The organism is Pseudoalteromonas sp. TB64, assembly GCF_000498095.1.
Classification (GTDB): domain Bacteria; phylum Pseudomonadota; class Gammaproteobacteria; order Enterobacterales; family Alteromonadaceae; genus Pseudoalteromonas.
The window spans coordinates 1-11,657 of the sequence record NZ_AUTQ01000113.1 but is presented as its reverse complement, the minus strand read 5'-3'; the positions used below and the strand labels follow the sequence as shown (position 1 = coordinate 11,657).

Below are 11,657 nucleotides of genomic sequence, written 5' to 3'. Positions count from 1 at the left end.
TCAAAGCCATGCCAAAAAGGACGTTTCAACATCAATGAGTAAAGTAATTTATAAAATAACGCCGGATGTTAATCATTACAGAGTCATATTTCCTGATAGCGAAGCTTTATGTGAACCTGACCTATGGAAACCTGATACTTCTACAAAAGAGTCTACACTGATAAATTTTAGTGCCCATTATAATAATGAAAAAGAGACACCCCTAGGTGATTTCACTGCAATTAATTTACAAGGTCTTGCTATAAGGGGCCATGTAGCAAATGAATTGGCTGAACTTTTCGAAGATTCGGGAGAGTTACTTCCTTTCTATGTAGGTGATGATAATTGGTACTTTTATAATGTCACTCGAAAAATAGAGGGTATATTAAATGTTGAGATGAGTACTTTTATGCTGCCAAGTTTAAATATCGGATTACAAAAAGCGGTGTTCAAAAAAGAAAAACTACCAAAGCATAGCTGCATATTTAAAATGCCAGAAGACCGATTTGAAGGCACTTACGTTTTTGACTCTCGTGTAAATGATAGAGACGTTTCTTTAAACCTATTTTGTGCCTTGCAAGCACATGACTTTACTGGGCTTAGCTTCGAAGAAGTTGCGAGGTTTGAATAGTTAAAAGCAAAGCATTGAAAATATGTGATTTTTTAATGCTACCCTAACTGTCCGCGCACATACTTTAAATACTTCTCTAAGCTGCGTTGCCACAGATCTAAGGCTTCATCAAGCATATCGTTATGTGGCTTTTTATCAAGTAAACGGCGCTCTATTTTTTTAAGCTCAATACCATAGCGGTTAAAACCCAGTTGCAGAGCCGTACTTGCTTGGCGATGTAAAAGTTTAATGCATTGCTCTGGATGTTGATCTATTAATTTTTGACAGCGAATAAGTTTATTGCGCGCCGAAAGCACAAACTCATTATAAATTGACGACACTTCGTCTTCACTAAACGAGCTGGTGAGTGTTTCGGCTGCGGTTTTATCGTATAACGTATCTATTAGCTCAACAGCAATGCTAGCGGTTTGATTTGATTGAGAGTCGCTAAGTGCTTGGCGAAGCTTTTCATGCTTAATAGGCTTGCCTACAATATCTTTTATTCCTAATTCTAAATATTCTTTCACCTCGTCAGGGCTAAGGCTTGCAGTAAAAGCGAGTACAGGGGTGCGTTGGTTTTTATGATCAATGCGTTTTAAGCGCTTAAGTACTTCTTGCCCTGTTAAATCAGGTAGATTCATATCAAGCAAAACAACATCAAAGTGGTGGGCTTGCATGAGTTCTATGGCGCTTTTGCCATCTTTTGCGAGCTTAATTTTGTGTTCATCGTCTGCCATAAATTCAATAGCAATTTTTTGATTTAAATCTAAATCTTCAACCAACAATACATCAAGACCCGTTAAATAATCTTTAGTTTGATGACGCTGCTCTACAAGGCTCAATTCACCTAAAGTAAAAGTAATGGTAAAGCTAAATACACTGCCAATACTTAGCTGGCTTGCTATTTCGAGCCGGCTACTTAGTTTTTCGAGTAAACGACTGGTAATAGCTAAACCAAGACCTGTTCCGCCTTTTTCTTTACCTGCACTGCTTTGTACATAAGGTTCTGTTAAGTAGGCTATCTCGTCGTTTTCTATACCTGGACCTGAGTCTTTTACACTAATTTTTATGGTGTGCTCAAGTTGTTCTTCAGCCATTAAATCAACTTGAATTTTTACACTTCCGTGATCAGTAAACTTAATTGCATTACCGACTAAGTTAATAATAATTTGCCTAAGCTTTTGTTGGTCACAGTAATAACAGGCTTGGTCGGGAATATTACATACAAGTTCAAACTTGAGTTGTTTTTGCTCCGCTAGCGGGCTGAGTAACAGGCATAAATTGTTAAGCCATGTTTTAAACTCTATATCCTCTTCGTAGAGCGCTTCATCACTTTGATCTAGGCTTGCGTAATCAAGTACTTTATCTACTAGTAAATTGAGCGATTCGGCGGAGTTTATAATTGCTTCGCAATAAGCTTTATTACGCGTATCACTAGTTTGGTTCATAACAAGTTGGGCACTGCCTAAAATGCCGTTAAGTGGAGTGCGAATTTCGTGGCTTATAGTTGATAAAAATAACCCGCGTATTTCTAAATCTTTTTGTGCTTTGTCGGCTAATTTATTGAGGTGCTGCTCTCTTCGCTCATTACATAACAGCGCCATGCCCGCAGCATAAAACATAGGGGCAATTACACCATTTAAAAATAATAATGAGCTAAACCAGCCGTTTACTAAAAGGTTTTTTTGTTCAATATTATTCATAAATAACGAGCGACCAATAAAGCTAAAAGCAACAAGTGTTAAAATTGTTATGTATACAATACTGCCGTTAGGGTAGGGTTTTCGGGCATACTTAATGAATATAAACAGTAAAAAGCTAGCTTCTGCAATGTGTTGTATATCAGAGGCAATGACTCTTTCACGCAAAGAAGGGTCGAAAAACGTATAATAACCAAGCATTACAGCAGTAAATGCAGTAATTGAGCAAAGTAATTTAAAACCAATCCCGTGGTAGTTCAAAAACTGGCTCAGCGAAAGGCAATGCACAATTGATGCGGCAAACATCATGCAGCTGGCAATATTAATAATAACTAAATTGTGAGTATCACCAACGAGGGTAAAGCCAATAACAGAACCTAGCAGTAAAACAGGATAGAAAATATAAAGTAAGGTACCTGGAATCTGTTTGTTTGTGCGCCATGTTAAAAAGTTAAGTAAGGTCATTACAACCATGATGGCTATGCTGGCAAAATAAAGAGTGAAAGAGTCTAGCATGGGAATTCCAGCAAAGTAGCGTTTAAACTAAGGTTATCAAAAGTATACACTGATACCAATCCGCAATAATACTAATCAATTTAAGGGATTAAACCAGACGCTAATTACGTTAAAAATGTCTGACTGAGATCAACCAAATAACGAAATTTTTGCTTTGTTATCGACAAATTCCCTTGTTCTAAAATAGATCATTTAATTAAGTGAATTGGTATTAAATAAGCACATAACACATACAAAAACAGACACCTGAGTGTCTGTTTTAATGCTTAGCCGAAATTTATATTTAGCGAATTTCGTCTGGTATATTTTGCTGTGCCCAAGACAGTAACTCAATACGGTTACGGCATTTAGTTTTTCTAAATGCGCTGTATAAGTGTGTTTTTACAGTGTGCGGGCTAATGCTTAGCTCTTCAGCGATTTCTTTATTTTTAGAACCATTACTCATTAACGAGATAATTGCTTTTTCTCGTTTAGTTAATTTAACAGGTTCTATATCACCTTCGGTAAGCTTATGTAGCGCGTCTTTATTAAACTGCAACATGCGGTTTAATGCGTTACACATAATGTCGCGGCGATACCAAAGCTGATCTTCCATTAACAAGCGAATACCTTTCATTAATACATCCGCATTGTCGGTTGTATAAAATACGCCACGAATACCGCTTAATAGTGCGCGATTAGCTAGTTCTGGGTTTTCGTCTAAATTAAATAATATGATATCGCATTTTATACGTAGGTTTACTAATTGTTCTTTTAGTTTCCCCCATGCATCCTTGCTTGATGTTTCGATAAACAAAAGTCTAGTCCCTTCAGGTATATCTAAAATATTAGTACCTGTGGTTACGTTAAGACCTTGTGTTTTTAACAAAGGTTCTAAAACGTTAATGCCAATTGTGTTAATTGGCTCCTGATCTAATAGCAAAAAGGCAGAACTGCTCATGTTTTTTATACTCTTTTATAAAGCTGACTGATTAAGTTTATCACGACTTCCAGACCTTTTGTATTAGAAAGTCATGGATATACCTAAAAACAAGTACGATTTTACGATTATTTAAACACAAAATGTTGCAAATAAGTAATTGTTTCTTACTTTATGGTGATGAATTTTCTTAACATTTGTAATCTAATATGAGGTAAAAAGTGCTTCATCAAATAATTTTAAATAGTTTCTTTTTTAGTGTCTTGGTATGGAGGCCAGCCCATCTCTTTACCAGCAAGCATGTGTAAATGTATGTGATATACGGTTTGCCCACCGTGCTCATTACAGTTCATCACAACACGATAACCATCATCAGCGAAGTTATTTTGTTTGGCTATTTTTGCAGCAGCAACGTATAAATTACCAACTAAATGAGCGTTATCTTCATTTATATCATTTATAGTAGCAATTGCTTTTTTTGGGATAATTAACACGTGAAATGGAGCCTGAGGGTTTATATCTCTAAACGCAAGTGTGTCATCGTCTTCGTAAACAATACTTGCTGGAATTTCACGATTAATTATTTTTGTGAAAATAGTTTCTTGGCTCATAGTGTGTTCCTAATTAAGTGTTATGAATTTTAAGCTCACTAATGACAAACTTTCAAAGCGGTGTCAAACTGAAATCAAATAAAGGAGTCAATATGCGTAAATCAATGTTTTTAGGCAGTGCAGTTGCATTGTTGTTTAGTGTATCGAGTATGGCAGAGAATATTCACTTTCCTGAAGAGTTTGTGCCATTACAAGTGGGTGAGCGTATTATTGAAAGCTCATTATTTAGCCGTGTTGATGATGTAGAACTCGCACCAGGCACTTATCAGTTAAGATTAAAATATACCGATTTATATGAAGACGATTACGATACGCATGAAGTTGTTGAGTCTGAACCTTTTTGGGTAGAGGTAACAGTTGAAGCAGGAAAAGATTATGCGTTAGTGTTTAATCGTGCCAATAACGCAATTTCTGCTAAGGTCTTTGCAGAAGCACCTGAAGTAGGCTTAAAGGCAAAAAACAGCTCATTAGCTGTGCCATTGGATATTATTTCTAATAAAGAGCTGGCAAGAGAAATGCCGGTTAAGCAAATGGTAAACAAACCAGTAGTATCACAAAGAGTGGAGCAATCAGTTTCTACTGCGCCAAACAACGACAAAGGCATACCAAGTGCTGCCGGTATGCTTGATTTCTGGTGGCAACAAGCAACACCAGAACAACAAAAAGCATTTTTGAATAAAGTAAAAAAATAGTTTTTTTGCATTAAAAAAGGGTCGAATTATCGACCCTTTTTGCATTTAAAATATTAAATTATTTATCAAACAATGCATCTATAGTGCCTTGCGCTAGTGGGTGATACCCAGGACGCGCTTTTAAGTACACACTTTGTGCCCACTCTTTTTTACCGTTAGTGATAAGTGATTTATATAACGGAACAATCAATTTACGACGACCAATACCTGATAAATGTTTATCAAGCGCAGGGTAAATTGGTTGATAACCATTGCCTACTGCTAGCATAAACCAAGCAAATGCACGTTCTGCATTGGTTGACTGCGTTAAGTTAAACTCTGAGTCGAGTTCTACCATGTGCTCTTGGCTTAAATCGCGTGGTAAATTATTTAAAAAGTGTAACCACTCATGCACAGACCAATCGGTAGTAGGAAGTTGTGCTGCTGTTGTGTCGCCTTTTAACCATGCTGCAGTTTCAGTATCAACTTTATCAAATGCATCAGACGTTGGGTTTGGCGCATCACTCGGTAAGCCTGGCTCAAAAATCCACTCATTTATTTTATCCATGCTTACAACGCCAGGATACTTTTCAATTAAGTTAGCTTTTAGGTAAACAACAAACTCTGCTGTAGTAAGCGATTTAAACGAAAACTCTTTAAAGTACGCTTTTACAAATGGGTCAAATTTATCGCGACCGTATTTGTTTTCTAGGTAAATTAAAAATAACTGACCTTTAGTATAAGGCACTGAACTAAAAGCATCGTCTGGGTCGCGACCATTAAGTTTTAAGTTAAGGCGGGTATCTGGTGCATCGATTGTTTTAATTTGTGCACGTAAAGACGCTGAATCAAGTGCTTGTTCCATAACAGCACGATCTCGACCAAATACTTCTTCCATAATGCGGTTTTCAACGTATGAGGTAAAACCTTCGTTTAACCATAAATCTTCCCACGTTGCGTTAGTTACTAAGTTACCAGACCAAGAATGTGCAAGTTCATGGGCAATAAGGTTAACTAAGCTTTTATCGCCTGCAACAACGGTTGGGGTAATAAATGATAAGCGTGGATTTTCCATTCCGCCAAACGGAAAACTAGGTGGCAGCATAAGTAAATCATAACGCCCCCAAGCATATTCGCCGTACATAGCATTTGTTTTGTCGATCATGGCTTGTGTGTCGTCAAATTCAGCAACTGAAGCTTCTAAAATTGTAGGCTCAGCAAAAATACCTGTTTGATGAGACATCGCTTTAAATTCTAAGTTACCAGCGCCAATTGCAATTAGGTAAGGTGAAATAGCTTGTGGCATATCAAAGAGGTAGTCGCCATCTTTGTAAAGTGCGTCTTTATTGTCGGCGCTCATTACAGCACGCACGTCTTTTGGTGTATGTATACGTGCAGAGTAAGTTACACGCATTGCTGGTGTATCTTGCACTGGTATCCAACTACGAGCATGAATTGCTTGCGATTGGCTGTACATAAATGGGTGCGTTTTGCTTGCTGTTTGCTCAGGTGTTAACCACTGCAAACCAGATGCTTCTGGGCGGCTGTTATAGTAAATTCGGACTATTTTAGCTTGGCTTTTAAAAGTAATCGTTAGTTTAGAACCTTTAACATCGTCGCGGTCAGCTAAGCTAAATTTTGCTTTGTGCCAATCGCCACTTTGATCTTCATACATTACTTTATCAATGTCTAAATCGCGGGTATCAAGTACGAGAGTTCTGCTTTTGCTGTTGTTCCACTGAAGAGTGTGCTCAACAAAACCTTCTAACTGCTTGTCGGCAAAATCGACATCTAAATCAAGGTTTAAGTGAGTAGTAATAACATCATCAAGGTTAGCATACGAGTTTTGGTCAATAGCATTTGCCATTGCTTGCGAGCACATACCTGCCATAGCGAGGCTTAAAAAAAGAGGTTTGATTTTCATAATTACCCTGAACACAAATAAAAAGAACACGTTTTATATCACGATTGGTTGAGTGGGTTGAGTGATTTTTACAATCTGATGCGCAATTTGCGACGATGAGGTAAACTATTGCGATTAGTTACCGGTATATTTAGAGAGCTTTGTGGCGCACGCATTACAACCCTTACATACATTTGCATTGAATAACCAATGCCAAAATTTTGTTGAAATTACTCATCTAAAGCAACTTAAAACGCAAAGCTTTGAGTCTCCTTTTTGTTTGTTAGGAGAGGGAAGTAATACTATTTTTTTAAATAATTATGCTGGCACTGTTATTAAAATGGCGACCAAAGGCATTAAAGTCAATGAGCGCGAAAGCGATTACTTAATTGGCATTGCTGCAGGCGAAAACTGGCATCAACTAGTCAGTTATTTACTTGATGAAAATATTCCAGGGCTTGAAAACTTGGCACTTATCCCAGGTACAGTGGGCGCAGCACCAGTACAAAATATTGGTGCATATGGTGTAGAGCTTGCCAAATTTGTAGAGTCAATTGAGTATTTTGATATAGCAAGTAAAGCCATTGTGAGCCTTAATAATACACAGTGTGAATTTGCTTATCGCGACTCTATTTTTAAGCATGCTCTTAAAAACAAAGCCGTTATTACTCAGGTGCATTTAGCGTTACCTAAAAAATGGAAGCCAATTCTTAGTTATGGACCCCTACAACAAATTACAGCAATTACACCGCAGGCTGTATTTGAGCAAGTAATACATACGCGCAATAGTAAATTACCCAATCCTTATACATTACCCAATGCAGGCAGTTTTTTTAAAAATCCTATTATTACTAATGAACGCCTGAGTAAACTATTAAAAATTTTTCCGGAGCTACCGCATTACGAATACGGAAAAAATCATCACAAAGTAGCGGCGGGCTGGTTAATAGATAAGGCAGGTTTAAAGGGTTATAGAGTTGCTGGTATTGAAGTACATCAAGAACAAGCTTTAGTGCTCGTAAACCATGGTGAAAGTGAAGGTAATGATTTAATCGCTATGATCCAGCATATTCAGCAAACTGTATTTTCACGTTACAGCATTATGCTTGAGCATGAAGTACGTTTAATTGATCAAACCAGCGAATATCATATTAATACGGAGTCGGTACAGTGAAAGCACCTAATGGAAATAAGCTCGCCATTTTAAATGCCTTAAATGAAGGTGGCTTTGTATCTGGTCAAGCGCTAGGTGATGAGCTAGGGATTAGCCGTGCAGCAGTTAGTAAACATATTAAAACCTTGCAAGAGATGGGTTTAGATATTTTTAAAGTAACTGGTAAAGGTTACAGCTTAAATAATCATGTTGGTCTTTTAAACCAAGTGCAAATACAAAAAAACTATAAAGCGCTGGGTGCAAGCACTGCCAATGTAGAAGTTCATCCTATTATTGATTCGACCAATAGTGAACTAATGCGCCGCATACAAGCAAAAGAGGCGCTTGAGTCGGGCACGGTTATAGTTGCCGAAATGCAGCAAGCAGGGCGTGGACGTCGCGGGCGTGTTTGGCAATCTCCATTTGGTGCAAACCTTTATTACAGTTACTTTTGGCGTTTAGACGATGGTTTGCAAGCAGCAATGGGTGTATCTATTGCTGTTGGCTTAGCTGTGTATGACGCCATAAAAGTGCTTTATAACATTGATATAGAACTAAAGTGGCCAAACGATATTTACTTAAATAAACAAAAGCTAGCTGGAGTATTAGTTGAGCTTGATGGGCAGCCGCAAGGACCATGTCAGTTGGTGATTGGGATAGGTATAAACTTGCAAATGCCAGAGAGTTTTAGCCAGCATATAGATCAAGCATGGACCGACTTAAGCCAACATACTCAACAACTCGATAAAAATCAGCTGGTGGCTTCACTTACTGACTGTCTAGAGCAACGTTTAGTAGAGTATCGCCAAACGGGTTTGCAAACTATGTATGAACAATGGAATTCATTAAATGCATTTGCAGGTGAATGTGTTGAGTTAAATACAGGACACCGCAGCTGGCGTGGAATATGTGAAGGTATTGACTCACAAGGTGGCATTCGCATTCGACAAGATGGCGAAGTGAAAAGTTATTATGGCGGCGAAGTTTCTCTTAGAAAGGCACAAATATGAGATTGCTGATTGATGTAGGAAATACATCGTTAAAAGCGGTGCTTTGGCAAAATAAACAAGTTAAAGCCGCTGATATAAATAATTTACCTTGGTCGCAAATAAAAGAAGTTGTATTTGCCTGTGTAGGTCGCAGTGAATTACTAAGCGATATTCGAACGCAAGCTGCTATTAATAATATTAATTGCTTTGAAGCAAAAGTAACAAAAAAGCTTGGAGAATTGACCTGCGCTTACGAGCACGTTAATAATCTAGGAATCGATAGATGGCTTGCGCTTATTGCTGGCTTTACACTTTGCCCTAAAAAGGCATGTATTGTTGTTGATGCCGGAACAGCGACCACAATTGATGTTCTTAATAGCCAAGGGCAGCATTTAGGTGGTTGGATTTTACCTGGGCTTGATTTAATGACCTCATCACTCACACAAAATACTCAGCGTGTTTTTGACGATGGCAAAACATCGTTTGCTAATGAATTGGGTAAAAACACACCTAATGGTTTAAAAAATGGTGCCTTGGTTGCAACTGTTGGAGCCGTTGAACAAGCAAAACAACACTTAGGCGTGCAAAAAAACACTCAACAGGTGCAAATAATTTTTGCTGGTGGCTATGGCTCACTATTGCAACAGCAATTTGAAGGAAGTATTTTTGATTCATTGTTAGTAATGAAGGGCTTAAATTATTGGTACGAATTAACCGAAACAGTATAAAAAAGTGTAAAAAACATAAATTCGAGTAAATATTGAGCATTTAAACTAAAAATTTACACTTTTTTTAATTTTATTGTTGCATCCCAATAAGCCTTACTCTAATATCTCGCCCCGTACTAAAGCAGTGCCGACTTAGCTCAGCTGGTAGAGCAACTGACTTGTAATCAGTAGGTCAACCGTTCGACTCGGTTAGTCGGCACCACTTTCCTTTTACCGAAAGTGAATTAGTAGAGAATTATCGTGGAGGGGTTCCCGAGCGGCCAAAGGGATCAGACTGTAAATCTGACGGCTCAGCCTTCGCTGGTTCGAATCCAGCTCCCTCCACCACTTTATTCTTGACGGTTAGAGGTATTTTAAGAACAGATTCCTATGCGGGCATCGTATAATGGCTATTACCTCAGCCTTCCAAGCTGATGATGCGGGTTCGATTCCCGCTGCCCGCTCCAGTTCTTGTGTTGCTGATATAGCTCAGTTGGTAGAGCGCACCCTTGGTAAGGGTGAGGTCGGCAGTTCGACTCTGCCTATCAGCACCAGTCTTAAGAATCTCCTTGAACACTTCCTTTATCTGTCAGAAAAAAACTATTTGAAATTTGAAAAAATTAACTTAATCTACCTATGGTGGATTATTTTCATATGTAATCTAGATACACAAAACTGATAGGTTCCGTCATGGCAAAAGAAAAGTTTGAACGCGTAAAACCGCACGTAAACGTTGGCACAATCGGCCACGTTGACCACGGTAAAACTACACTAACTGCAGCAATCACTAACGTACTTGCAAAAGTATACGGCGGTGTTGCTAAAGATTTCGCATCAATTGATAACGCTCCTGAAGAGCGCGAACGTGGTATCACTATTTCAACGTCTCACGTTGAATACGATACTCCTTCACGTCACTACGCACACGTAGATTGTCCTGGTCACGCCGATTATGTTAAAAACATGATCACTGGTGCTGCTCAAATGGATGGCGCGATCTTAGTAGTTGCTGCGACAGATGGCCCTATGCCACAAACTCGTGAGCACATCCTTCTTTCTCGTCAAGTTGGCGTTCCTTACATCATCGTGTTCATGAACAAATGTGACATGGTTGATGACGAAGAGCTACTTGAACTAGTAGAAATGGAAGTTCGTGAACTTCTTTCAGAATACGATTTCCCAGGTGATGACTTACCTCTAATCGCTGGTTCTGCGCTTAAAGCGTTAGAAGGCGAGAAAGAGTGGGAAGATAAGATTGTTGAGCTTGCAAACGCACTTGATACTTACATCCCAGAGCCAGAGCGTGACATCGATAAGCCTTTCATCATGCCTATCGAAGACGTTTTCTCAATCCAGGGTCGTGGTACTGTTGTAACTGGTCGTGTTGAAGCTGGTATCATCCGCATCAATGACGAAGTAGAAATTGTTGGTATCAATGATACAACTCGTTCTACTTGTACTGGTGTTGAAATGTTCCGTAAGCTTCTAGACGAAGGTCGTGCTGGCGAAAACATCGGCGCACTTCTACGTGGTACTAAGCGTGAAGACGTTGAACGTGGTCAAGTACTAGCTAAGCCTGGTTCAATCAACCCACATACTACATTCACTTCAGAAGTATACGTACTTTCGAAAGATGAAGGTGGTCGTCATACTCCATTCTTCAAAGGTTACCGTCCACAGTTCTACTTCCGTACAACTGACGTAACTGGTGACGTACAGTTACCAGATGGCGTAGAAATGGTAATGCCTGGTGATAACATCAAGATGACAGTAACTCTAATCGCACCAATCGCGATGGATGAAGGTCTTCGTTTTGCTATCCGTGAAGGTGGTCGTACTGTAGGTGCTGGTGTTGTAGCAACTATCGTAGCGTAATTATTAGCCTAGCTAATTTTTACC

10 protein-coding genes and 4 tRNA genes are annotated in these 11,657 nt (G+C 38.8%); 10 read left to right on the top strand and 4 right to left on the bottom strand.

Features of this window, described 5'->3' with window-relative positions; translation table 11 throughout:
* Window positions 1-34: 34 nt before the first annotated feature.
* Window positions 35-610, top strand: a complete 576-nt coding sequence (locus tag L647_RS0108625; protein WP_024610784.1) for a hypothetical protein — start codon at window positions 35-37, stop codon at window positions 608-610.
* Between the two features lie 38 nt (window positions 611-648).
* Here L647_RS0108625 and L647_RS0108620 read toward each other — a convergent pair whose 3' ends face one another.
* The 3 genes from L647_RS0108620 to L647_RS0108610 all read right to left on the bottom strand — a co-directional run bounded on the left by L647_RS0108620 (window position 649) and on the right by L647_RS0108610 (window position 4,335).
* Window positions 649-2,805, bottom strand: coding sequence for a response regulator (locus L647_RS0108620; RefSeq protein WP_024610783.1), 2,157 nt, complete (start codon window positions 2,803-2,805; stop codon window positions 649-651).
* A gap of 283 nt (window positions 2,806-3,088) precedes the next feature.
* Window positions 3,089-3,745, bottom strand: coding sequence for a response regulator transcription factor (locus tag L647_RS0108615; RefSeq protein WP_024610782.1), 657 nt, complete (start codon window positions 3,743-3,745; stop codon window positions 3,089-3,091).
* 218 nt (window positions 3,746-3,963) lie between these two features.
* Window positions 3,964-4,335 carry a histidine triad nucleotide-binding protein gene (locus tag L647_RS0108610; protein WP_024610781.1) on the bottom strand — a complete coding sequence of 124 codons (372 nt, stop codon included), beginning with the start codon at window positions 4,333-4,335 and terminating at the stop codon, window positions 3,964-3,966.
* 92 nt (window positions 4,336-4,427) lie between these two features.
* Here L647_RS0108610 and L647_RS0108605 point away from each other — a divergent pair, with 92 nt between their 5' ends.
* Entirely contained in the window at window positions 4,428-5,027 is a 600-nt protein-coding gene (locus L647_RS0108605; RefSeq protein ID WP_024610780.1) for a DUF2057 domain-containing protein, read from the top strand.
* Between the two features lie 58 nt (window positions 5,028-5,085).
* Here the strand turns inward: L647_RS0108605 and L647_RS0108600 are convergent, their stop codons facing one another.
* On the bottom strand, window positions 5,086-6,930 hold the full coding sequence (locus L647_RS0108600) for a M1 family metallopeptidase (RefSeq protein WP_024610779.1): 1,845 nt from the start codon (window positions 6,928-6,930) through the stop codon (window positions 5,086-5,088).
* A gap of 142 nt (window positions 6,931-7,072) precedes the next feature.
* Between L647_RS0108600 and murB the strand changes: the two genes are divergently transcribed.
* The 8 genes from murB (at window position 7,073) to tuf (ending at window position 11,633) form a co-directional block, all read left to right on the top strand.
* Window positions 7,073-8,083, top strand: a complete 1,011-nt coding sequence (murB, locus tag L647_RS0108595) for a UDP-N-acetylmuramate dehydrogenase (RefSeq protein WP_024610778.1) — start codon at window positions 7,073-7,075, stop codon at window positions 8,081-8,083.
* Entirely contained in the window at window positions 8,080-9,072 is a 993-nt protein-coding gene (gene birA / locus L647_RS0108590; RefSeq protein WP_024610777.1) for a bifunctional biotin--[acetyl-CoA-carboxylase] ligase/biotin operon repressor BirA, read from the top strand. Before murB ends, birA begins: the two co-directional genes overlap by 4 nt.
* A complete protein-coding gene (locus tag L647_RS0108585) occupies window positions 9,069-9,779 on the top strand; it encodes a type III pantothenate kinase (protein ID WP_024610776.1) in 711 nt (236 codons plus the stop codon). Before birA ends, L647_RS0108585 begins: the two co-directional genes overlap by 4 nt.
* 126 nt (window positions 9,780-9,905) lie before the next feature.
* Window positions 9,906-9,981: transfer RNA gene (locus L647_RS0108580), tRNA-Thr, on the top strand.
* A gap of 40 nt (window positions 9,982-10,021) precedes the next feature.
* Window positions 10,022-10,106 (top strand) — tRNA-Tyr (locus L647_RS0108575).
* Between the two features lie 44 nt (window positions 10,107-10,150).
* Window positions 10,151-10,225: transfer RNA gene (locus L647_RS0108570), tRNA-Gly, on the top strand.
* Between the two features lie 11 nt (window positions 10,226-10,236).
* Window positions 10,237-10,312: transfer RNA gene (locus L647_RS0108565), tRNA-Thr, on the top strand.
* A gap of 136 nt (window positions 10,313-10,448) precedes the next feature.
* Window positions 10,449-11,633, top strand: a complete 1,185-nt coding sequence (gene tuf / locus L647_RS0108560) for an elongation factor Tu (protein ID WP_024589451.1) — start codon at window positions 10,449-10,451, stop codon at window positions 11,631-11,633.
* The last annotated feature ends 24 nt before the right edge of the window (window positions 11,634-11,657 follow it).